Source organism: Mycolicibacterium nivoides, assembly GCF_003855255.1.
GTDB lineage: Bacteria > Actinomycetota > Actinomycetes > Mycobacteriales > Mycobacteriaceae > Mycobacterium > Mycobacterium nivoides.
Genome location: NZ_CP034072.1, coordinates 749374 through 772591 on the forward strand (window position 1 = coordinate 749374; position 23218 = coordinate 772591).

Annotated in this window: 19 protein-coding genes and 5 tRNA genes; 8 read left to right on the forward strand and 16 right to left on the reverse strand. The window is 66.2% G+C overall.

Annotated features, from left to right (window positions below):
• The first annotated feature begins 134 nt into the window (after positions 1–134).
• Positions 135–1814: an alpha/beta hydrolase gene (locus tag EH231_RS03730; protein WP_420891951.1), complete on the forward strand. Its 1680-nt coding sequence runs from the start codon at positions 135–137 to the stop codon at positions 1812–1814.
• Between the two features lie 109 nt (positions 1815–1923).
• Positions 1924–2268: a M4 family metallopeptidase gene (locus EH231_RS03735; protein WP_241178116.1), complete on the forward strand. Its 345-nt coding sequence runs from the start codon at positions 1924–1926 to the stop codon at positions 2266–2268.
• A gap of 5 nt (positions 2269–2273) precedes the next feature.
• Here the strand turns inward: EH231_RS03735 and EH231_RS03740 are convergent.
• Positions 2274–2346, reverse strand: a tRNA-Gly gene (locus tag EH231_RS03740).
• Between the two features lie 171 nt (positions 2347–2517).
• Between EH231_RS03740 and EH231_RS34075 the strand changes: the two genes are divergently transcribed.
• Positions 2518–4197: a serine/threonine-protein kinase gene (locus EH231_RS34075; RefSeq protein WP_206429629.1), complete on the forward strand. Its 1680-nt coding sequence runs from the start codon at positions 2518–2520 to the stop codon at positions 4195–4197.
• A gap of 157 nt (positions 4198–4354) precedes the next feature.
• Here EH231_RS34075 and EH231_RS03750 read toward each other — a convergent pair.
• The 4 genes from EH231_RS03750 to EH231_RS03765 all read right to left on the reverse strand — a co-directional run bounded on the left by EH231_RS03750 (position 4355) and on the right by EH231_RS03765 (position 5144).
• A tRNA-Val gene (locus tag EH231_RS03750) sits at positions 4355–4429 on the reverse strand.
• A 17-nt stretch (positions 4430–4446) separates the two neighbouring features.
• A tRNA-Cys gene (locus tag EH231_RS03755) sits at positions 4447–4520 on the reverse strand.
• A gap of 31 nt (positions 4521–4551) precedes the next feature.
• A tRNA-Gly gene (locus tag EH231_RS03760) sits at positions 4552–4624 on the reverse strand.
• A gap of 109 nt (positions 4625–4733) precedes the next feature.
• Positions 4734–5144, reverse strand: a complete 411-nt coding sequence (locus EH231_RS03765) for a hypothetical protein (RefSeq protein WP_124711899.1) — start codon at positions 5142–5144, stop codon at positions 4734–4736.
• A 211-nt stretch (positions 5145–5355) separates the two neighbouring features.
• Here EH231_RS03765 and EH231_RS03770 point away from each other — a divergent pair.
• Both EH231_RS03770 and EH231_RS03775 read left to right on the forward strand, forming a co-directional pair.
• Positions 5356–5430, forward strand: a tRNA-Val gene (locus EH231_RS03770).
• A gap of 105 nt (positions 5431–5535) precedes the next feature.
• Positions 5536–7932, forward strand: coding sequence for a Tex family protein (locus EH231_RS03775; RefSeq protein WP_090425361.1), 2397 nt, complete (start codon positions 5536–5538; stop codon positions 7930–7932).
• Between the two features lie 3 nt (positions 7933–7935).
• Here EH231_RS03775 and EH231_RS03780 read toward each other — a convergent pair whose 3' ends face one another.
• Positions 7936–8652, reverse strand: coding sequence for a TVP38/TMEM64 family protein (locus EH231_RS03780; RefSeq protein WP_090425362.1), 717 nt, complete (start codon positions 8650–8652; stop codon positions 7936–7938).
• 191 nt (positions 8653–8843) lie between these two features.
• The gene (gene trxA / locus EH231_RS03785; RefSeq protein ID WP_124711900.1) at positions 8844–9227 is read right to left on the reverse strand and encodes a thioredoxin; all 384 of its coding nucleotides are present in this window, start codon (positions 9225–9227) and stop codon (positions 8844–8846) included.
• A gap of 182 nt (positions 9228–9409) precedes the next feature.
• On the opposite strand from trxA, the gene EH231_RS03790 reads away from it, so the two are divergent.
• Entirely contained in the window at positions 9410–9814 is a 405-nt protein-coding gene (locus EH231_RS03790) for a DUF302 domain-containing protein (protein ID WP_090425363.1), read from the forward strand.
• A gap of 8 nt (positions 9815–9822) precedes the next feature.
• Here EH231_RS03790 and EH231_RS03795 read toward each other — a convergent pair whose 3' ends face one another.
• On the reverse strand, positions 9823–10179 hold the full coding sequence (locus EH231_RS03795; protein ID WP_090425364.1) for a MerR family transcriptional regulator: 357 nt from the start codon (positions 10177–10179) through the stop codon (positions 9823–9825).
• 59 nt (positions 10180–10238) lie between these two features.
• Between EH231_RS03795 and EH231_RS03800 the strand changes: the two genes are divergently transcribed.
• Together EH231_RS03800 and EH231_RS03805 are read left to right on the forward strand one after the other, a co-directional pair.
• Positions 10239–11108: a polysaccharide deacetylase family protein gene (locus tag EH231_RS03800; protein ID WP_124711901.1), complete on the forward strand. Its 870-nt coding sequence runs from the start codon at positions 10239–10241 to the stop codon at positions 11106–11108.
• Between the two features lie 82 nt (positions 11109–11190).
• A complete protein-coding gene (locus tag EH231_RS03805; protein ID WP_124711902.1) occupies positions 11191–12495 on the forward strand; it encodes a cytochrome P450 in 1305 nt (434 codons plus the stop codon).
• Here the strand turns inward: EH231_RS03805 and EH231_RS03810 are convergent.
• From EH231_RS03810 to EH231_RS03845, 8 genes are all read right to left on the reverse strand, one after another.
• Positions 12485–13894, reverse strand: a complete 1410-nt coding sequence (locus EH231_RS03810; protein ID WP_090425367.1) for an LLM class flavin-dependent oxidoreductase — start codon at positions 13892–13894, stop codon at positions 12485–12487. The two genes, EH231_RS03805 and EH231_RS03810, sit on opposite strands and share 11 nt — an antisense overlap.
• Before the next feature lie 86 nt (positions 13895–13980).
• Complete coding sequence (locus EH231_RS03815) at positions 13981–15276, reverse strand: NtaA/DmoA family FMN-dependent monooxygenase (protein ID WP_124711903.1); 1296 nt, start codon at positions 15274–15276, stop codon at positions 13981–13983.
• Positions 15277–15310: 34 nt separating this feature from the next.
• Positions 15311–16936, reverse strand: a complete 1626-nt coding sequence (locus EH231_RS03820; protein ID WP_124711904.1) for a dipeptide ABC transporter ATP-binding protein — start codon at positions 16934–16936, stop codon at positions 15311–15313.
• A 15-nt stretch (positions 16937–16951) separates the two neighbouring features.
• Positions 16952–17755 (reverse strand): ABC transporter permease, encoded by an 804-nt coding sequence (locus tag EH231_RS03825; protein ID WP_338134372.1) that lies wholly within the window; start codon positions 17753–17755, stop codon positions 16952–16954.
• A gap of 65 nt (positions 17756–17820) precedes the next feature.
• On the reverse strand, positions 17821–18789 hold the full coding sequence (locus EH231_RS03830; protein WP_090425371.1) for an ABC transporter permease: 969 nt from the start codon (positions 18787–18789) through the stop codon (positions 17821–17823).
• 20 nt (positions 18790–18809) lie between these two features.
• Entirely contained in the window at positions 18810–20399 is a 1590-nt protein-coding gene (locus tag EH231_RS03835) for an ABC transporter substrate-binding protein (protein ID WP_124711906.1), read from the reverse strand.
• Positions 20400–20488: 89 nt separating this feature from the next.
• Positions 20489–21724, reverse strand: a complete 1236-nt coding sequence (locus tag EH231_RS03840) for an acyl-CoA dehydrogenase family protein (RefSeq protein WP_124711907.1) — start codon at positions 21722–21724, stop codon at positions 20489–20491.
• Positions 21725–21755: 31 nt separating this feature from the next.
• Complete coding sequence (locus tag EH231_RS03845; RefSeq protein WP_164480760.1) at positions 21756–23096, reverse strand: NtaA/DmoA family FMN-dependent monooxygenase; 1341 nt, start codon at positions 23094–23096, stop codon at positions 21756–21758.
• Positions 23097–23218: the final 122 nt, after the last annotated feature.

Genomic DNA, 23218 nt, shown 5'->3' on the forward strand with positions numbered 1-23218 from the left:
TCGACTCTAACGCCCGCTGCGAAATCCGAAGCTGTTAGTACATCCTTAGCAATCGGCCGGCGATCGCGCGGTCCACTACAGTCTCGATACCCAACTGAAGTCTCGATACCCAACTGAATGAACGGTGGTCCTTCGTGCTGCGTGCCTTGCGGGGCTCACCTATCCCTTCACGCTTCGCCACTGCGGCGCGCACCCTGCATCCGGTCGGTTTGTCGGTGGCGCTGCTGTTCTTCGCCTGGTCGATGAGCCCGTCACTGCTGCCGCGCGCCTGGTATCTGCAAGGGGTCGCGACGGGTATCAGCGTCGGGATCGGATACGGGCTGGGGTGCGCCGTCGCATGGGTGGTGCGGCGGTGCGGGATCCGCCCGCAGTGGTCTTCGCGCACCCGCAGGATCGGGTGGTGGACGCTGGCCGGTGCCGCTGTCGTGGTCGTCCCGACGTTTCTGGTGCTCGGGTCATGGTGGCAGCAGATCCTGCGCGACCTGATCGGGATGCCGCGCACCGAGCGGTCCTTCTACATCCTGGTGTTGTTGATCGCGGTGGCCATCGCCTTGGCTCTTGTCGCTATCGGGCGCGGATTGCGTTGGGCCACCAATCGTTTGACTGATCTCGGTGGGCGGTTCATACCCGGTCCGGCGGCCCGGCTGGCCGCGGTGGTCATCGTCGTGACCTTGGTGGCGATGGGGCTCGACGGTGCGCTGCATCGTGGACTGCTCAGCATGGCCGAGCGTTCGGCGAAGGTGGCCGACAAGAGCACCGCCGAGGGCGTGACGCAACCGAGTGCGCCGGAGCGTTCCGGTTCGCCGGCCTCGGCGCAGGCGTGGGACACCCTCGGGCGGGAAGGCCGCACGTTTGTGGCCGGCGGCCCGAGCGCCCAACAGATCTCGAAGGTGACGGGAGCCCCGGCACTCACCCCGATCCGGGTATATGCCGGCCGTACCTCCGCCGACAGTGTCGAAGGCATCGCCGAGCAGGTGATCGCCGAACTGCGCCGCACCCGCGCTTTCGAGCGCAAGGTGCTGGCCGTCGTGACCACCACGGGCCGCGGTTGGGTGAACCCGAATGTCGCGTCCGCCCTCGAATACGTCAACGACGGGGACACCGCGATCGCGTCGATGCAGTATTCGTTCCTGCCCAGCGCGCTATCCTTCATCGCCGACCGCGAGACCCCGCCGTTGGCAGGACAGGCGTTGTTCGAAGCGGTACACCGGTTTTGGGCTGCGCTGCCGGAGGCCGAGCGTCCGAAACTCGTGGTGTTCGGGGAGAGCCTGGGTTCCTTCGGCGGACAGTCGGCGTTCGCCTCCGGTGCGGACATCGTCGCCCGCACCGACGGTGCGCTGCTGGTCGGTACACCCAACTTCGCGCAGCCGTGGGGGAGGATCACCGCGAATCGGGACCCCGGCTCGCTGGAACGCCTGCCGGTGGTCGGCGAGGGGCGCCACATCCGCTTCGCCTCCCGGACCTCCGATGTGAATCTGGCCGGCCCGTGGGAGTTTCCGCGTGTGGTGTTCTGGCAGCACGCCAGCGACCCGATCACCTGGTGGTCGTTCGACCTGCTGTTGCACCGTCCGGACTGGTTACGGGAACCGCTGGGTCCCGATGTGGACCCGGGGATGCGATGGCTGCCGTTCGTGACGTTCTGGCAGGTGACGCTGGACATGATCTTCTCCGCGGACGTGCCCTACGGGTATGGCCATGCCTTCGGCCCGGATGCCGCTGACCTGTGGGTCGACATCCTGGCGCCGCGCGGTTGGGATCCCGCGCTGACCCAGCGGGTTCAGGACGCCATCGCGGGCAGCGATCTGTCCGGCTGACCTGTTCGCCCCGCAGGTTGTTGGCGCAGCTGATAATTTGCTGCCGGCACGTTGCCGGGCGCGGGACACTTGAGCCCTGGCCAACACGTACGACCAGGCCATCCATAGCCTGGCCGACCCGGAGTCGACGCCCGGGTACCTCTCGGACTACGACGATCTCTACACGGGCGACGCCGTCGAGGGGGGCGAACACTACAACAGCACCATCTTCAGACATGCCGCGTACCGGATGATGACCGACGAACGGACCGCGGATGTGACCGATCAGCAGTGGGCCGAGCTCTACTACGTCTCCATGACGATGCTCGACGATGGCGCGAAATTCTCCGACGGGCGCGACGCGATCGTGGCCACGGTCCATGACCAAGGCTTCGGTGACGACGGGATCGCGGCGATCGAGGATGCCTTCGACTACGTGCACATCGATGCGGGAGGCACGGTCGTGTCGGTGTGACGTTGAGCGGATGACGGGATTCGAACCCGCGACCCTCACCTTGGCAAGGTGATGCGCTACCAACTGCGCTACATCCGCGCGCCACGAGCGAGATCGTCGCCCGTCGCGAAGGCGAACACTAGCTGACCGATGCGTGCAGACACAAATCGCTGGTTCTGACTTGCATTGTGGGGCAACGCAAACAATCTGCGCCGGCGAACTGGCGGATACCGGCTATCGGCGTCACCGGGCAGTTCGTAGGATTCGTGGATGCCGCTCAACGTCGGTGAGACGTTCAACGTGTTCCGGATCGTCCGACTGCTGGGCTCAGGCGGGACGGGGGAGGTCTACCTCGCTCAGCATCCCCGGCGTCCCGGCCATGACGCGCTGAGGGTGCTGCGCGAGGACTGGTCCGCCGAACCCGGGTACCGGGAGCGGTTCGGCCGTGAGGCGGATGTGGCCGCGAGGTTGTGGCATCCCAGCATCGCCAGGGTCCGTGGCCGCGGCGAACACGACGGTCAGCTCTGGATATCGACGGACTTCGTCGACGGCACGGATCTTGCCGGTCTTCTCGATCAGCGATACCCCAACGGCCTGCCGCGCGAACAGGTTTTCCCAATCCTCATCGGGGTTGCCGGTGCGCTCGACTACGCACACAAACATGGCTCTGTGCATCGCGACGTCAGACCGGCCAACATCATCGTCGCTGATTTCGACAGTGATGGGGAACCGCGCGCGGTTCTCACCAACCTCGGTATCGCTCGCAATGACGGGGCCGTGGACAGGCCCGGCTATGCGGCACCTGAACAACTGGTGGGGGAGGACGTCGACGGCCGCGCCGACCAGTACGCCCTGGCCTGCACCGCGTACCACCTGTTGACCGGGGTTCAGCTGTTCGAGCACTCCAATCCCGCTGTCGTGGTGAGCCGCCACGTCAACTCGAAGCCGCCGCTGTTGGCCGACACCCGGCCCGAATTGGCCGGCCTCGACCCGGTGCTGGCCAAGGCCCTCGCCAAGAACCCGGCTGACCGGTTCGTCAGTTGCGGCGCCTTCGCACACGCCCTGGCCGATGAAACCCCGATGCCCGCATTGACTTTGGCACCAACGCCGGCCGCACCGGAACCCGGTCAACCGACGGCAGGGTATCGGCTACCCGTCGCGGCGATCGCCGCCGTCGGTCTGGTCGCCAGTGTCGGCCTGTGGCAGCTGTGGCCATCCGCTGACGCCGCAGCGAGTGAGCCGCCGAGCCCACCGCCGAGCGCCGTCACCGCGAGCGCCACGAACGCGGCGGCCACTCCAGCGCCCAGCGGGCCGGTCTTTGACGGTCTCTACCGGCTCGACTACGACAACCCCCACGCCACCCTCAACGGCAACCCCTGGCCGGCGGCGGGCAACCAAATCGCCAGCTACTGGTGGGCATTCCGATCGACCTGCAAACCCTCGGGATGTGCGGCGACGTCGACGCGCATGGATGGCGCCAACCACGCCATTCCCTCCCTCGAGGGTGGCGGCATGACAGCCGTGTTCCGCTTCCTCAACAATTCTTGGCAAGGCGAACCGGGGAGAGGCTCACTGCCCTGTGAGGCGCTGATCGTCGGGCAGGCGCAGGCGATGGATACGGCGTTGGCATTGACGCCGCAGCCGGACGGCGCGCTGGCCGGCGCTCAGACCACCACCATCCAATCCAATGAGTGCGGACTGCAAGGCGCGGTGATCACCGTGCCCGTTCTCGCTACCCGGCTCGAAGACGTGCCACCGGGCAGCCCGATTGCCGACCCCGCCGCGGTTGCGGACCCGCTGCCGCCCGCTCCTGCGCTGCCCCCGCCGCCGTCGATCGGTACGGTCGTGCCAAATCCCGTCCCGCCGGCCGCTCCGCCGGCGCCGCCACCACCACCCGTACCGCTGGTGCCGCCACCGCCTATGCCCGTGCCACCTCCGGGCACCAGCTGACGATTCGAGCGGCGTCGCCGAAAAGTGCCACCCGGCAGCGGCTTACGTACGCCGAGCCCGCTGCGGCGGGCTCGGCGTAGCCGAGTAAGGGCGTTGCGTCATTCCTCGAACAACAGAAAAGGCCCGGTTCGGAAACCGGGCCTGAGCTGTTCGAGCGTGGTGCGCGATACTGGGATTGAACCAGTGACCTCTTCCGTGTCAGGGAAGCGCTCTCCCGCTGAGCTAATCGCGCGGGTCGAAACTCTTTCTTGGAGGTGGAGACGGGAATCGAACCCGTGTGCACGGCTTTGCAGGCCGTTGCCTCACCACTCGGCCACTCCACCACTGGGGTTGATGCCACAAATCGCACCTTCGAGCGGATGACGGGATTCGAACCCGCGACCCTCACCTTGGCAAGGTGATGCGCTACCAACTGCGCTACATCCGCGCGCCACGAGCGAGATCGTCGCCCGTCGCGATGCAGAACATTAGTCCACCGACGTGCGCGGACACAAATCCCCATTACGCGGGGGCAAAGTGCAGCTGAAAACCGTGTTTCAGAACAGGTGATAGGCCTCACGCGAGAGGACGAACCCGTGCCGGGTGTTCGTGTCGCGGCATGTGATCCCCGTCGCAGCGCTTTCGCAGCGCAGCGCCCCGGCGGTGATCGAGTCTCGGTCTCCCAGTTGGGTGCTCGCACGAGGAGTGTCGCCGCCGGCGCAGATGAACTCGGCGGGCCGGCCCTGGCGCAGGGTGATGCCGTGGCCGTAATCGAACGCGCAACTGGCCGGTCGCAGCGGCGGGGCCCAGCTACGTTCGGAGATGTCGCAGCGCGCCGTCGTGGTGTCGAGGTAACACCGCACGTTGCCCGAGGGGGAGGTGAACGCCGTCGGCTCCTTGACCTGGCGGTTCACCACATCGGAGATGCTGCGGATGCTCGGCGTTACGGCAGGGGCCCGATCTGTCATCGGGGCCGGGGTGCTGTGGCAGCCGGAAAATAGCGCACTAGCAGCAAAAACCGCGCCGCCGACCCCTGGCCAGCGGACCCGCAGGTGAACCATGACGGGTGACCATACGCCCACGTCGGCGTGCATATTTGGCAAATCAAACAAGTCGATCCGGCGGATACCGATTCGGGTCTGGCCGGGTATGCGTGCTAGTGTTCGACGTCGTTCCCACGGTCTCGTAGCTCAGTGGGAGAGCGTCCGCCTCACACGCGGAAGGTCGCTGGTTCGAACCCAGCCGGGACCACCATCACCGCAGGCGGCTTCGGATATATCCGGAGCCGTTTTTTCGTGGCAGGACACACACTTCACGGTGACCGGGTGTTGTCCGTCCGATTCGGTAGGGTCCTCCGACGTGACTCAGAGCGTGACCGTCGGAACCATCAAATCCGTAACCGCCCGTCTGGCCGAGGAACTCGGCGTGGCCGAGAGGCAGGTAACCGCAACCGTCCAGCTCCTGGACGAGGGCTCGACGGTCCCGTTCATCGCCCGGTACCGCAAGGAGGTCACCGGCAGCCTCGACGACGGCCAGCTGCGCACGCTCGAGGAGCGCCTGGGTTACCTGCGTGAGCTCGACCAGCGTCGTGAGGCCGTGCTGGCCTCCATCGAGGAGCAGGGCAAGCTCACCGACGAGCTGCGGGCAGCCTTGATGGCCGCCGAGACCAAGGCCCGGGTCGAGGACATCTACCTGCCGTACAAGCCCAAGCGGCGTACCAAGGCCCAGATCGCCAGGGAAGCAGGGCTCGAGCCGCTGGCGGACCGCCTGCTGGCCGATCCGACGCTGGTGCCCGACGAGGTCGCCGGTGAATTCCTCAACGACGACGTCGCCGACGCGCCCGCGGCGCTGGAAGGCGCTCGCCACATCATCATCGAGCGGGCCTCCGAGGACGCCGAGCTGGTCGGCGCCACCCGCGAGAAGTTCTGGTCCGACGGTTCGCTGCGGACCGCCCCGTGGTCCGAAGAGGCCGCGAAAAGCCCTGCCGCTCAGAAGTTCCGCGATTACTTCGAGTTCAGCGAGCCGTTGGAGAACATGCCCTCGCACCGGGTGCTCGCGGTGCTGCGCGGCGAGAAGGAACAGGCGCTGTCACTGAACTTCGACGGCGGCGAGGACGAGATGTACCAGGCGATGATCGCCCAGTCACTCGGTATCGACATGTCCGTCAAGGCCCCCGCCACCCCGTGGTTGGCCACTACCGTGCGGCTGGCCTGGCGCGCCAAGCTGATGATCTCGGCCGCCGTCGACGCGCGAATCCGCCTGCGTCAGCGCGCCGAGGAAGAGGCGGTCGCGGTGTTCGCCCGCAACCTCAAGGACCTGCTGCTGGCCGCCCCGGCAGGCACCCGCGCCACCCTCGGACTGGACCCAGGTTTCCGCACCGGGGTCAAGGTCGCCGTCGTCGACGCCACCGGCAAGGTCGTCGACACCTGCGCGATCTTCCCGCACCAGCCGCAGAAGCAGTGGGACCAGGCCAAGGCCACCCTGGCAGCCCTGGTCGCCCGGCACAACGTCGAGTTGATCGCCGTCGGCAACGGCACCGCCTCACGTGAGACCGATGCGTTGGCCGCCGAGCTGATCGCCGACATCCGGTCGGCAGGGGCCAAGGCGCCGGCCAAGGCCATGGTCAGCGAGGCCGGTGCGTCCGTGTACTCGGCCTCCGAGTATGCGGCCCGGGAAATGCCGAACCTCGACGTGACGTTGCGCGGCGCGGTCTCGATCGCCCGCCGGCTGCAGGATCCGCTGGCCGAGCTGGTCAAGATCGACCCCAAGTCGATCGGCGTCGGGCAGTACCAGCACGACGTGACGCCCGGCTCGCTGGCGCGCAGCCTCGACGCGGTGGTCGAGGACGCGGTGAACGCGGTCGGTGTGGACCTCAACACCGCCTCGGTGCCACTGCTGGCCCGGGTGTCCGGGGTTACCGAATCGCTGGCCGAAGCCATCGTGGCGCACCGCGAGAGTGTGGGTGCGTTCCGGAGCCGCAAGGCGCTGCTGGACGTTCCGCGCCTGGGTCCCAAGGCCTTCGAACAGTGCGCGGGCTTCCTGCGGATCCGGGACGGGGAGGACCCGCTGGACGCTTCCGGCGTGCACCCCGAGTCCTACCCGGTGGTGCGGCGCATCCTGGACCGCTCCGGCGTGACGCTGGCCGAGCTGATCGGTGACGAGCGCACCCTGCGGGGGCTCAAGCCCGCCGACTTCGCCGACGAGCGGTTCGGTGTCCCGACCGTGACCGACATCCTGGGCGAACTGGAGAAGCCGGGCCGCGACCCGCGCCCGGCGTTCTCCACCGCCACCTTCGCCGCCGGCGTCGAGAAGGTCGCCGACCTGAAGGTGGGCATGGTGTTGGAGGGAGTGGTGACCAATGTGGCCGCCTTCGGCGCCTTCGTCGACGTGGGCGTGCACCAGGACGGTCTCGTGCACGTCTCGGCGATGGCCGACCGGTTCATCTCCGACCCGCACGAGGTGGTGAAGTCCGGCCAGGTCGTCAAGGTCAAAGTCGTCGACGTCGATGTGGAACGGCAGCGGATCGGACTGACCCTGCGGCTCAACGACACCCCCCAGCGCGAGCAGGGCAAGCGGCCCGACCGGGGCGGTCAGGGCGGTCAGGGTGGCCAGAACCGTCGTGACGGCGGCGGCAACCAGGGTCGCGGCGGTGACCGGCGAAACCAGAACCGCGGCAACAACTCCGGTCGCCGGGAGTCCAACCAGCCCATGGGCTCGATGGCCGAGGCGCTGCGCAACGCAGGTTTCGGAAAGTAGCGGTCAGGAGGACTGCTCCGGGGCCTGACCGGCCTCGGAGTGGTGGCGGCGCCAGGAGCGGTAGCCGCGGTGGGCGGCGAACGCCCCGATGACGGCGGTGACGCACCACACCCCGATGGCCGTATAGGCCAGCGGGGCCGACAGATCGCCGATCGACGCGCCCAGCGCGGTGTAGACGAACGCGCGCGGCACGGAGCCGATGAAGGCACCGACTGCCATCTGCCACAACGGCACACCGAATGCGCCGAAGGCATAGGACGCCAGGGCGTCGGACAGTCCGGGGACGAAACGCTGCCCGACCACCGCCCACAGGCCGCCGCGCTGGATTTGGTGGTCCAGCCGGTCGGCCCGCTGCGCCCCGAGCAGGGCCCGGGCGCTGTCGCGGCCCGCGCGCCGGCCGATCAGGCTGGCCACCACCGCGGTGCCCACCGTCGCGCCCAAGGTCACGAAGGTGCCCAGCACCGGACCAAACAACACTCCGCTGCCCGCGGCCAGGATCGGACCCGGCACGAACAGCGCGCCGAGGCACGCCGACACCACGACATATGCCAGCGGTGCGGCGGGACCCGTCGAGGCGACCAGGCTGCGGATGTCGTCGACATCGATGATGCGGGCGACGGCCACCAGATAGAACAGGCCGAACAGAAACGCCGCGAAGGCGACGAGCCGCAGGATGTGCGGTCGCCGGTTGATGGCGGGCGGATCGTCGTCGTCAGTCATGGCGACCACGATTCTTCCCCACGGCCGTGCCGTCATCGCCGAGCGCGGTCACCCGGCGTCGGGTTGGCACAGCTGCAGCGCTGCGTCGGCGGCACCGAGCTCATGACTTCTGCGGCGTGTTGGCCGCAGCCGTCCCAGGTTGTCTTCCCGCAGTGCGGACATTTGGCGATGTAGCACATGGTCTTCCTCGTTCAGCTCGCGGTGCTGTGGCTCTTGGCTTTCCGGGCCGCGATAGTGGCCCGGACCTGGTCCATGTCGAGTGCCGCGACCTGGGAGATGAGATCCTCGAGTGCCGCCGGCGGCAGAACCCCGGGCTGGCTGAAGACCAGAACCCCTTCGCGGAAGGCCGCGATGGTGGGGATGGACCGAATTTCCATCAGCGCCGCCAACTCTCTTTGCTGCTCGGTGTCGACCTTGGCATGCACGATCTCGGGGTGGTTGGTGGCCGACCGTTCGAATATGGGGGCGAATGCTCGGCATGGGCCACACCATGAAGCCCAGAAGTCGACGAGCACGATGTCGTTGTCTCGGATCGTGGACTCGAAGTCCGCGTAGCCGATGTTTCGGGTGGTCATTCTGACCTCCTTGTCTTGTGTCGAGTGGGCCGGCGATGGCCGTAGGTCGATTCGTTCGACGGTTGCAACATACCCCTGGGGGTATTTATTTCACGCGGTCGTTCCGCTCTTTGTGCGGCACTCGGCAGGTAGCGTGGCAGCAGGACGCGTGCTCGCCTGGTATGCGACGGAAGGAACAAGAGATGGACATCGCGTTGGTGGCCACCACTAGGGGCCCGTTCGACGAGGCAGTCGCTCGCACGCGAGAAGCGCTGGCCGATCAGGGGTTCGGTGTGTTGACCGAGATCGACATCCGCACGACGCTCAACGCCAAACTCGGCGGTGGTGCCGGTGACGAGTTGGGCGACTACCTGATCCTGGGTGCGTGCAACCCTCAGTTCGCCCAGCAGGCGCTCAACGCGTTTCCGCCGATCGGCGTGCTGCTGCCGTGCAACGTGGTGTTGCGCACCGGTCGCGGCGATGGCGCGGTGGTGGTCGTCGAGGCGATGAACCCCAACCTGATGGCCGAGGTGACCGACGAACCCGCGCTGGCCGATATCGCAGCCGAGGTCGGCCGACGCCTGCAGGCAGCACTCGACCGTCTGTAGGAGCTGCGTCAGCCCGATGCCGCGTCGATCACACCGTCGAGGATCTCGCGTGAGGTCGCCAACTCCCGGATGGCCTGTTCGAGCCGGTCGCGTTCGGCCGAAAGCTCGGTGAGAAGGCGGGGCGTGGCCTGCGGGGCAGGTCCGCCGTCGGCGTCGCGCATACAGGGAAGCAGCGACGAGATGGTGCGGCTGTGCAACCCGGCCGCGTAGAGCTCCTGGATGCGGATCACCCGGTCGACGGCCTTCTCCGGATACTCGCGCTGCCCACCGGGCGTGCGGTCGGACACCAGCAGGCCCTGCTGTTCGTAGTAGCGCAGCGACCGCTGGCTGACCCCGGTGCGGCGTGCGAGTTCGCCTATACGCATATGCCAGTTATACCGACGCGACTTGACCCTGACATTGGTGTCACCTCGTACCGTTCGTCATGACCACGTTGCAACCGCCTTTCACCTACAGCCCGATCACCGAGCGCGCGCCGATCCATTGGCCCGGCGGCGCGCGCGTCGCGGTGTACATCGGGCTCAACGTCGAGCACTTCCTCCCCGATCGCCCCTCGACGAGTATCTGGCCGGGCACCGCGGAACTGACTCCCGATGCACTCAACTACGGCTGGCGCGATTACGGCGCCCGGGTGGGGATCTGGCGCACGATCGAGGCTCTCGACCGGCACAGCATCCGTCCCAGTGTGCTGCTCAATTCGGCTGTCATCGAGCACCATCCGCAGATCGTGGCCGCCGGTGTGGAACGGGACTGGGCGTGGCTGGCGCACGGGCAGACCAACTCGATCCTGCACACCGGGTTCGACGTCGACGAGGAGCGCCGGATTCTCGCCGAGATCGCCGAAGACATCGCCGACGCGACAGGCCGGCGCCCACGCGGCTGGATGGGTCCCGGCCTGACCGAAACCGCGAACACTCCGGAACTGTTGGCCGAGCTCGGTTTTCACTATGTCCTCGACTGGACCAACGATGACCAGCCCTACCCGCTGACCGTTCCCGGCATGCTCAGCGTGCCGTACTCGGTGGAACTCAATGACCTCCTGATCTTCGGGAAGGGCTTCACCGGAAGCGAGTTCGTGCAAATGGTGATCGACCAGTACGAGCAGCTGCATGCCGATTCGGCTGAAAGCGGCCGGGTGATGGCGTTGGCGTTGCACCCGTTCGTGATCGGGCAACCGTTCCGGCACAAGTACCTCGACCAGGTTCTGGAGTATCTTGCCGCGCAACCCGATGCGTGGCTGACGACCAGCGATGAGATCGCGGCGGCCCGGCGAACTGATTGCGAACGCCAATAGCTGCAGCACTATTGGGCCCACAGTGCTGGACCGTCGCTGTGAGGGGTGTCACACTGCGGATAGGACGTCGGGGAGGACCACGATGACAGCAATCACCGGCATCGCCCACCGCAACAACGGCACCGCGCCACCGTCGGTGCCACTTGCCGACATCGACCTGGGGACACTCGACTTCTGGGGGCGTGACGACGATGCGCGTGACGGGGCCTTCGCCACACTCCGTCACGACGCGCCCGTCTCGTTCTTCGGGGTGGCCGACTTCGCCGGATTCCCCGCCGGCGCCGGGCACTGGGCGCTGACCCGGTACGAGGACGTGCACTTCGCCAGCCGTCACCCCGAGCTGTTCAGTTCCAGCCCGACCAGCACATCACTCAACGAGGTTCCCGCCGATATCGCCGAGTTCTTCGGGTCGATGATCACGCTGGACGACCCTCGCCACACCCGGCTGCGGTGCATCGTCAACCGGGCGTTCACACCCAAGGTGATCGCGCGGATCGAGCAGAGCGTGCGGGACCGTGCGCGTCGCCTGGTGGCGGAGATGGTCGACGCACATCCGGATGGCGCCGCGGACTTCGTCGAGGAGGTGGCTTCGCCACTGCCACTGCAGATCATCTGCGACATGATGGGCGTTCCGGAAGAAGATCGGGCCAAGCTCTTCCACTGGACCTCGGTGCTGATGGGGGCCGGCGACGACGAGGTGTCCACTGCCGAGTACGGCGAGTATCTGCAGGTGGCCACCGAACTCGCCGGTTACGGCGTCGCCCTGGCCGAACAGCGCCGCGAGCATCCCGCCAACGACCTTACGACCAGCCTGATCGAGGCCGAAGTCGACGGAGAACGACTGTCGTCCAATGAGATCGCGTCGTTCTTCATCCTGCTGACGGCGGCGGGCAACGACACGACCCGCAATGCGATCAGCCACGGGATGGTGGCGCTGAGCCGCTATCCCGACGAACGTGCCACGTGGTGGAACGACTTCGACCGGGTGACGCCGACTGCCGTCGAGGAGATCGTGCGGTGGGCGTCACCGATCATCTTCATGCGGCGCACGCTCACCGAGGACGTGGAGCGCAGCGGCGTTCAGATGAAAGCGGGGGACAAGGTCTCGATGTGGTACAACTCGGCCAACCGTGACGAGCAGATCTTCGCCGACCCATGGCGGTTCGACGTGTTGCGCGACCCCAATCCGCATGTCGGATACGGTGGCGGCGGAGTGCACTTCTGCCTGGGAGCCAACCTCGCTCGGCGGGAGATCCGGGTGGCCTTCGACGAACTGCGTCGCCAGGTCCCCGACATCGTCGCGATAGGTGAACCGGCGATCCTGCGTTCGGCGTTCGTGCACGGTGTCAAACATCTGCCGGTTGGGTGGTCCACGGTTACGCGCTGACCGTTGTTGACGAAGTCCCCGCCTGGGCCGCGCCGAACTTGCCCCGCCAATGCCGGGCCGGATGCCGCTCAGGGAGGGCGGGTCCCTCGCCGAAGAGCTTGTCGCGCAAGGTTCCCGGGGCGTACTCGGTCTGGGCCAGTCCGCGGGCCTGCAGTTCGGGCACCACGTGGTCGATGAAATCCTCGAAGGTGCCCGGCGTGGTGATGTAGCGGATGTTCACCCCGTCGACCCCGGCGTCCTGCCACACTTCGAGCGCATCGGCGATCTGCTCGGGAGTGCCGACGATCCGGGTGGATTCCTGTTGCTGGCGGACCAGGTCGGCGATGGTCGGATTGGTGCCCGGTGGCGCCGCGGCGATGAGTGCCTCGATGGTGCTGCGGGTGCCCTGAATGGCGGGGGCCAGATCGCCGATAGGGGTGTGATGGTCCAGCCCGCCCAGATCCACGCCGATACCGCCGCTACGGTGCGCGATCAGACCGTCGACGCTCAGGTACTCGTCGAGTTCGGCGGCCCGCGTCCGCGCCTCGGCCTCGGTGGATCCGACCACGAACGACAGGCCCTGGAAGAACTTGATGTCCTCGCGCCTGCGCCCGGCCGCCACGGCGCGGTCACGGGTGTCGTCGATGACCACGGTGGCGCCCTTGGGCGAGGCCGCGTTGATGAACACGCCCTCGGCGTGGCGCGCGGCGAATGTCCTTCCGGCGGTGGAGGTGCCGGCCTGGAAGATCACCGGCGTGCGTTGCGGCGACGGGAAACTCAGGTGCGGTCCCTCCACCCGGTAGCGCTTGCCGGCGTGATGAATCTTGTGCACCTTCTCGGGGTCGGCGTGGATGCCGCGCTGCCGGTCCCGCACCAGCGCGCCGTCCTCCCACGATCCTTCCCACAGCTTGTAGACGACCTCGGTGTACTCCTCGGCCCACTGGTAGCGCTCGTCGTGTTCCTCGCGTTCGGTCAGCCCGAAGTTGCGCGCCGAGTTCTGCAGCGCGCTGGTGACGACGTTCCAGCCGATGCGTCCCTTCGAAGCGTGATCGAGGGTGGAGATCTTGCGGGCGAACGAGAACGGATGGTCCTGCAGTACCGAACTCGTGATCACCAGGCCGAGGTGTTCGGTGGACAGGGCCAGCGCCGAGACGATCGCGGACGGATCGTGATTGGGAATCTGCAGGCCTTCGCGCAGATAGGTATCCCACCCGCCGCGGTAGTCGTCGTAGAGGCCGACGACGTCGGCGAAGAACACCGAGTCGAACTTGCCGCGTTCGAGCAACTTGACCAGATCGACCCAGACGTCGAGCTGATCGAATTCGAGGCTGCGGGTCTGTGGGTTTCGCCACGACCCGTAGGAGACGTGAGTGGCGGTGTTCATGGTGAACGCGTTGAGGATCAGCCGCGGGCGGGTCATGGTGCCGACCCTAGAAACGACCGTCGACAGGGACAACCGTTTACCTCACTCAGCGTGAAACCACACGTGATGCAGTGTCTTTGAGTTCACCCGGCCAGGTGATCGCGCAACGTCGATCCGGTGTACTCGCGGCGAAAAATGCCGCGCCGCTGAAGGATCGGCACTACGTGGTCGACGAACGCCGTCAGTCCGTCGGGTAGCCGGTCGATGTTCAGGTTGAATCCGTCGGCGGCGCGTTCACGGAACCACAGTTCCAGGTTGTCTGCGATGGATTCGGGTGAGCCCACCAGATACCGATGCCCGCCGGGATTGCGGGTCAACAGGTCGCGTACCGTCAGGTTCTCGTTCTGTGACTGTGCGACAAGAGCTTTGGCGAATGCAGGACTCACTGATCTGGCGGCGCGCGGAGCGTCGAGGACAGCGGCCGGAACCAGCTTGTCGAGGGCGAGCATCTCGGGGTCTGCGCCGATACGTTGAGCCAGTAGCTCGCGTTCGGAAACCACGTCGACATGGGCATCGATCTCGGCTTTACGGGCCAGCGCTTCGGTTTCCGTGCCGGCCGCCACCACGTACAAGCCGGGCAGAATCTTCAGGTCGTCCGCGGATCGGCCGTTCTTGCGGGCGCGCCGTTTGGCGTCCCGGGCGAACTGACGTGCCGCCCGGACATCTTGCTGGACCGTGAAGATCGCATCAGCCCATCGACCGGCCATGGCGCGCAACTGCTCGGAGTCTCCGGCCTGAACGATGACCGGACGTCCCTGGGGCGTGGGCGGAAGCACGAACGGGCCGGTGACCGAGAAGAACTCTCCGGTGTGGTCGATCGGATGCACCTTGTCGGCGTCCAGATAGATGCCTGCCAGCGGATCGCGACGCATGGCGCCGGGTTCGAAGCTGTCCCACAAGGCGTGTACCACGCGTACGGCTTCCTGCGCCTTGCGGTAGCGGTCGTGTTGGCCGATCGCGGCCACCTGTGAATAGTTCGCCTGCGCGGCGGGATTCAGGCTTGTGACGATGTTCCAGCCGGCGCGTCCGCCACTGATGTGGTCCAGGCTCGCCACTTGGCGCGCGATCGTGAACGGCTCGGTGAACAGCGCGTTCACCGTGGCGATCAACCCGATGCGCTCAGTCGCCTGTGACAGCGCGGTGAACAACACGATCGGGTCGAATGCACGCCACGGCCGGCGGTAGGCCTCGCCCTCCAGGGCCAGGCTGTCGGCGAGGAACAGCGAGTCGAACAGGCCGCGCTCGGCGATGCCGGCGATCTCGCGATAGTGCGAGATATCGACGGGGTCGATGACGTCGGTCTGTGAACGCCAGGCGTGGTCGTGGCGACCGGTGGCCAGCAGGTTGAGATTGAGATGAAGATGTCCGGGTTCGGTCATCGGGTGAGGAGGTCTGTCATGCGGCCGCACAGCTTCATGAGGCCAGAGCCAACTGGGCGAGACGACGGCCGGGCACCGCGTCGATGAGGGCCCGGGTGTAGGACGAGGTGGGCGATGAGAACACGGTCGCGGTATCACCGCTCTCCACCACCTGGCCCGACTTCAATACGACGACGCGGTGCGACAACCGCTGCACCACCGACAGGTCGTGCGAGATGAACAGGTAGGTGAGCCCGAGTCCGTCCTGCAGTTCGAGCAACAGACTCAGGATCTGGTCCTGCGTCACGACATCGAGTGCCGACAGTGGTTCGTCGAGCAGGATGATCTCCGGTTGCACCACCAGCGCCCGGGCGATCGCCACCCGTTGACGTTCGCCACCGGAGAGTTCAGCGGTGCGCCGGTCGAGTTTCTCGCGGGTGAGGTTGACGTTGTCGAGCGCCTCGGCGACCCGCTGCACGCGGCTATCGCTGTCGCCCAGATGGTAGGAATGCAAGGGGCTTTCGAGGATCTGGCGCACCGTCCAGCGCGGGTCCAATGCGGAATCGGGGTTCTGGTAGACGAATTGGATGTTCTTCCAGTGTGCCCGCCGTGCCCGATGATCGAGTCTGGTCACATCGCGACCGAGCACCTCGATCGATCCGCGGGTGGGCCTGGTCAGGCCGATGATCAACTTGGCGGTCGTAGACTTGCCCGATCCCGATTCGCCGACCAGTGCCACGGTCTCGCCACGCCGGACCACCAGGCTCACGTCGTCGACCGCGGTGTGCCGATTACGGCGGCTGATCCGGAAATCCTTGGACACGTCGGTGACGCGGATGACCTCCTCTGCCTCCGACCGGGCGGGTGCCACGGGTGGGCGCGACACGGTCGAGACACGGCGCATCAGGATGGCCGTGTAGTCCGACTCGGGCCGGCTGATGATGTCGTCGACCGGGGCATCCTCGACGATTGTGCCGTTGCGCATCACCACCACTCGCGACGCGTGATCGGTGGCGACACCGATGTCGTGGGTGACGAACAGGACAGTGGTGCCGTGTTCGGCCACCAGACGGTCGAACACCCGCAGGATCTGACTCTGCACCGTCACGTCGAGGGCCGAGGTCGGCTCGTCAGCGACGAGCAGTTCGGGGTTGAGCCCGAACGCGATCGCGATGAGCACCCGTTGGCGCATGCCACCCGAGAGTTCCCCTGGGTACTGGTTCAGGCGGCGCTCGGGATGATCGATCTCCACCTGCTCGAGCAACTCGATGCAGCGCTGCCTGCGCTCGCGTCTGCTGAGTTTCTCGCCCTTGAGGTCGAAGATCTCGCCGATCTGGGATCCGATGGTGCGCACCGGGTTCAGTGAGGCACCAGGGTCTTGGGGAACCAATCCCACGGCGGTGCCCCTGATGCGACTCCACTCACGTTCGTTCAGTCCGAGGGTGCTGCTGCCGCGGAGAGCGAGCCTTGCGGCGCTCACCGTCGCTGTGGCGGGCAGCAATCCGATCACGGTGTTGGCCAGTGTTGTCTTGCCTGAACCCGATTCGCCGACCACGGCGACGAACTCACCCGCGGACAGGCTCAGGCCGATGTGGTCCAGGGCGATCTTGGGCTTGGCGGTAGCGGTATCGCCCGGATACGTCACGGTGAGGTCGGACAATTCGAGCAGGGGTTCGGACATGTCGGATGCTCCTGGTCAGATGTTGTTGGACTTCAGGACGCGTCTGCTGATCACGCCGAGAGCGACGATGACGACGAGGATGACCGCGCCGGGCAGGGAGGTCAGCCACCAGGCGGTGGCGAGGTAGCTGCGTCCCTCGGCGACCAGCAGGCCCCACTCCGGTGTGGGCGGCGGGGCGCTGTACCCGAGGTAGCCAAGCGCCGAGATCGCGAGAATCGCGGCACTCAGGTCGATGACGGCCAGAGCCACCACCGCACCGACGGCGTTGGGGACGATGTGGCGCCGGATCACCGACCATCGGCTCTCGCCCGACAGGAACGCCGCTTCCACGTAGTCGAGTGCTCGCACCCGCATCACTTCGGCGCGAAACACCCTGGCAAATATGGCGATCGATCCGATGCCGACACCGATGCCCACCGACAGTGGGCCCGCGCCGTAGGCGGTGACGATCCACACCGACACCAGGAACCCGGGCAGCGCCAACAGCACGTCGCTGAACCGCATTCCGACGGCGTCGGCGAACGGCCCTGCGACACCGGCGATGATGCCGACAATGCTGCCGACGGCCAGACCGACGGTCACCGCCAGGCCCGCGGTGAGGATCGTGTGCGAGGTGCCATAGATGACGCGGGTCAGCACATCCCGGCCGAGATGGTCGGTGCCGAACCAGTGTGCCCAGCTGGGCGGCTGGAACTTCTCCAGGCGGTTGCCGTTGAGCGGGTCCTGGCTGGTGAACAGTCCAGGGACGATGGCCCATGCGGCGACTAGGACGAGTATCGCACCCGATACCCGCGCCGACCACGGCGCGGATGTGATCACCGAGATGGACTTGGCCCACACGGCTTTCGGCTGGAGGACATGTTGGGGAGATGAGACATCGGCGGTCACGCGAACCTACCCAACCGGGTGTTGAAACCCTGTCGCTGCGATTTGGTGACGCGGGGGTCGAGGATCGGGTAGATCAGGTCCACCAGGAGGTTGACCCCGACGATGACGAAGGTGGTGAGCAGCACGAGGCCCTGAATCAGGGAAATGTCCTGGTTGGACACCGCCTGAAGCAGCACCGTGCCCAAACCGGACCGCGAGAACACGGTCTCGGTGACAACCGAACCGCCCAGTAGTGCGCCAATGGTGGTCGCCGTGACCGTCAGTGCGGGACCGGCCGCGTTCTTCAACACGTGTTTGCGGATCACCCAGGTCGGGCTGCCGCCCTTGGCGCGCGCGGTGTTGATGTGTGGAAGGGCAAGCGTGGCTTCGGCATTCTTCAGCAACACCTGGGCGATCGGTGCTGATATCGGCACCGCGAGCACCACCGCGGGAACCAGCAGCGAGGCCATGGACCCATCCGGGAACAACGAGAACAAGCCGAGCTGAACCGAGAAGATCTGCAGGATGACGAGCCCCAGCCAGAATGTCGGAACAGCACTGAACAGTGGGGGGATGCTGCGGATGAAGGTCCGGAGCCAGTCGAACCGGGTGGTCGAGGACAACAGCAGAATCCCCAGCGCGAAACCGAGCGCCAGCACTGTCGCCGTCGCGGCCAGCTTGAGCGTCTCGCCGATCACGCCGCCGATCCGGTCGGTGACCGACTGCCCGCTGGACAGTGAGAACCCGAACTGGCCGTGCAGCAGCTGACCGAGCTGCGAGAAGTACTGTACGTAGACCGGCCGGTCGTAGCCGTAGAACTCCTTGACCTGCGCGACGATGTCCGGGTTGAAGTAGCCGTCGCCTTTCGCGACGAAGATCGACACCGGGTCGGTGGGCAGGATGCTGACACCCCAGAAGATCACGGTGAAAGCCAGCAGTAGTACCAGGAGCGACTGGCCGATGCGAGCGGCGGCGTATTTGATCATGGCTGGGTATCCCTGTGCGGTCAGTTCTTCCAGGCGCTCTGGAACAGCGGCTCGGTGTAGTTGGTGAACTCGACGTGCACGTTCGGCGCGGCGGCGTGCACCTGCACCTCGTCCCAAAGGATCAATGCCAGCTGGTCGTCGATGACCTTCTTCTGGATCCGCGCGACGGCATCTTTGACCTGGGCCGGATCGGTCGCCCGAAGCTCCGCCTTGGACAGGGAGATCAGTTCGTCGTTCTTGGCGAACGTCAAGTTGCCGTTGTCGCGCCCGAACAACAGGCCCAGGCCGTTGTTGTATCCGGTGCGGGTGCCCAGCAGGGGCGTCGATCCGTCGGCGTTGGCGGCGTTGAACAACGTGGTGTCACCGGCCCGGTTTTGTAGTGCGACACCGAGTTTCCGCCAGCCTGATTCGATGAACTCGAACGCCGGCCGGAACACCACACTCTGGTTGGATGCGGCGAGAGTGAGGTTGAGCTTCTTGCCGTCCTTTTCGCGGATGCCGTCGTTGCCGACCTTCCAGCCGGCCTCGTCGAGCAGGCTCTCCGCTTTCACAGGGTCGTAGCCGAGATCGGCGCTTTCGTTCGAGAACAGCGGGTCATCGTGTCCGAGAACGGAATCGGCGGCCTGGTAGCTGGGCGACAGCACGGTGTCGACCACGGCTTGGCGGTCGATGCCCAGTTGCAGGGCACGGCGCACCCGCTGGTCACTGACCAGATCGTTGTTGATCCTGAAGCCGACGATATTGGCGGTCAGCACCGGTGCTGCGACGGGGATCACCTGGAAGCCACCCTGATTCAGGGCCGGTTCGTCGGTCGGCTGGATACCGCGGGCCAGGTCGACCTGTTTGGACTGCACAGCGCCGGCCCGCAGACCGGGCTCGCCGATGACCCGTACCACGAGCTTGTCGAGGTAGGCCGCGCCCTGGTTGGGTGAGGTTGTCGGTGGCCAGGCGTAGTCCGGGCGCTTCTTGAGGACCACTTCCTGGTCGGGGATCTGGGACTCGTAGATGAAAGGCCCTGAGCCGACGACGTTCTCGATCTTGGCCTGACCGTCGTAGTCGAGGGCCAACGTCTTCAATCCGCGGATCGCGGCCCGGCCGTTGGCCGCGACCCGGTAGAAGTTGCTGTTGGGTTCGTTGAGGAAAACAGTGACGGTGTTGCCGTTCACCGCGCTGTGGTCGTAGCCGACGAAATCGCTGAACGGCGGGATCTTCTTGCTCGGATCCCCCTTGCCGAGCTGGTCGAAATTTGCCTTCACCACGTCTGCGGTCAACGGTGTGCCGTCACTGAAGGTGACGCCGTCGCGGATCGTGAAGGTGTACTGCGTCGCGTCCCCGTTGCGGGAGAACTGACTCGCCAGCCAACCGTGCACCTCGCCGGTCTTGGGATCGAGATAGACGAGCCGGTCGACCACCTGGAACAGCAGGTTGGCCGTCGTGTAGTTGGTGCTCAGCGCATCTGTGACGAACTGGACGTCGGAGAAGGTGAGCGTTCCGCCGGGAGTGGGCTCACCGGTGGGGCCTGAACTCGCCGCGTGTTGCTGGTTTGAGGCGCAGCCGGCCAGTAGGGCCACCAGCGTGGCACCGGCGATCAGTTTGAACCTTCGGCGCATGGGCATCCTTCGCTGTGTGGACCGCGGTGACGATCGGTTGGATTGAGGCGAAACGGAATTCGCGGGACTGCGGACCGGGTACCGGCTGCTCATCCGGAGACGTTCGTGGTCGTCGCAGCGCGTCCACGGTCATAGTTCGACTTCGGGATAGCCCCGTTCAGAATGAAGTCCCCGATGATTCTCGGTTTGTAGACGACCGGATTGTGGGAGGCCAGGGTTCGTGCAGTGCGCCAATGCCGGTCCAGGCTCGTTCCCTCGCGGATGGTCGATGCTCCGCCGGCGTTGAAGATCCGGGCACCCGCGTCGAGCACCGCCTCGATGATCGAGACCTGTGCCGCCGACACGTCGATGAAGTTCCGCACATAGTCCTCTTCTGCATCCAGCCCGGCCGCGGCAACCTGGTTGGCGCGTTCCAGGCTCGCGGCGACCGAGGCCAGCAGCGCATCGGCGGTCTGCGCTTGCCGGTAGAGGTGGCCGAGAACGGCAAGCACCTCGGGGTCGTCGGTGGGGTGTTCCGACAGCGCATGCAGGTTGGTGCGGACGCGTGACCTGACCAGCTCAGCCGCGTCGTCGACGACATTGCGTGCGATGCCGGCGAGGTTGGCCAGATGCACGAGCTGCACGAACGCCTGAATGGAGCGCAGATTCTCCTTGGAACGGCCCAGATCACCGTTGTCCTGAACGGGCACCGTGTCGAAATGCGTCGTTCCACTGCCGGTGAGGCGCTGTCCGATCCCGTCCCAGTCGTCGTCGTGGGTGACGCCGGTGTCGCGGGCCGCCACGATCGCGAAGGTGACCTTGCCGTCATTGGCGGCGTCGCCGGGGTCGTCCACGGTCGCCGCGACGCGGATGTAGTCGGCGTAGAGGGCTCCGGTCGAGTAGTACTTCACTCCGGAGATCACCGGGCGGCCGCCGACCCGGTGCAGACGGGTCGTGGGCAGGAAGTCTGGGCTGTCGGCCGCGGGTTCGGATTGCGCATTGCCGAAGATCGCACCGTTGGCGATGCGGCGTAGCCAGTGGGTGCGGAGTTCGGCCGACGGGGACTGCCGGAGAATCTCGACCGTGGTGAAATGGCCGCGCAGAATCTGCGGCACGTTGGAATCAGCCTGGCCCGCCTCGGCGAGCAACTCGAACAGCGTCGGTAGGTCGACGCCGAACCCGCCGTGCTCGACCGGAACCCGCAACCGCCCGAAACCGGCCGCGGCGAGCGCCTGAATCTCCTCGTGGACCGATTCATGCGTCTGATGGCGCTCGCCGGCCTTGCTCGCCAATTGATCGAAGATCCGGCGGAACTGGGCCAGACTGGACTGAAATGCTGCGGACACAAGTCCCTTTCGGTGGTCTGCTGGTGGCGGGTCAGGCGACGACGGATGCGCCCGTTGCGGGCCGGGGATCGCGCAATCCGAGTCGTTCGCGGATCGTGGAGCCGTCGTAGGCGGTGGGAAAGGCGCCCGATACCTGTAAGAGCGGGATGACGTCGCGATTGAACTCGGAGATGCCCTCCGGCAGCACCGGGATATGGATGTTGAAGCCGTCGACGGCGCCCTCGCTCCACCACTCGAGAATGGTTGCCGCCACCTCTTCGGGAGTACCGATCGCCAGCCGGTGCCCGCCCTCGACCCGCCGCACCAATTGTCGTGGGGTGACCTCTTCGGCGGCGGTCAGCTCTGCGAACGACCGTACGAAGCCCACGGGCCGGGACTGATCTTCGGTGTAGGAGAACAAATTCGGATCCAGCGGTCGGTCCGGATCGAGCCGGTCCGGGATGTCGAACAGCGCTGCGCGCTTGAAGAAGTCCGCGATCAACCCGTCCTCTCCGTTGAATCCGTGGAGGGCTTCGTGCTTGCGGTAGGCCTCCTCGCGGGTGTCGCCGACGATCACGGTCAGGCCGGGCATCAGGCGGATCTCATCGGGACCCCGGCCGTGGTAGGCGGCCCGGGCGCGCAACTGAGCCTGGTAATCGAACGCCGCTTGTTTGTGCAGCAGCGACGCGTAGACGATGTCGGCGTGCTTGGCCGCGAGATCGACTCCGGCCTGTGATGCCCCGGCCTGTGAGATCACCGGGTGGCCCTGGGGCCCGATCGGCACATTCAACGGGCCCGCCACGTCGAAGAACTCGCCGTGATGGTCGATGCGGCGGGCCGTCGTCTCATTCCACACCGAATCGGTCGGTGCCGCGCCCTGCGGGGTATCCCAACTGAGCCAGAGCGCTTTGACCACCTCAAGGAATTCGTCGGCCCGGCGGTATCGCTCGGCCCGCGGCGGCAGTGGGGCTGCCGAGAAGTTGGCCGCGATGTCGGGATTGAAGCTCGACACCACATTCCAGATCACCCGCCCGCCGGAGATGTGGTCCAGGGTCGCGAGGCGGCGCGCGAGGTTGTACGGGGAGTTGTAGGACGATGAGGCGGTGAGCAGGAACCCGATGTCGGGCACCGCCGCGGCGATCGCCGAGAACAACACCGTCGGGTCGAAGCTGTGCAGCGGACGCGCGGAATTGTCCCGCTGTAACGCGGGGTGATCGGAGACGAAGACGATGTCGAAGACACCGTCGTGCGCCAACTGGGCCGAGCGCAGATAGTGATCCCAATCGCTGAACCGGTTCCACCTCGTCCCGGGCCAGGTCCAGGACCGGGCGGCGGATCCGGTGCTGTTGACGGCGACGCTCAGGAACAATCGCCGGTAGTCGGACGTGGTCACGATCCGAGTGTCTCGGGCTGCCCGACACCGAACAACGTGGTGGGGCTACGCGAACCGTTGACAACAACTTAAGAGTCGGTGAGGCGCCCGCTTGTCCCGGAATGTATGTCGTGATCGGGTGG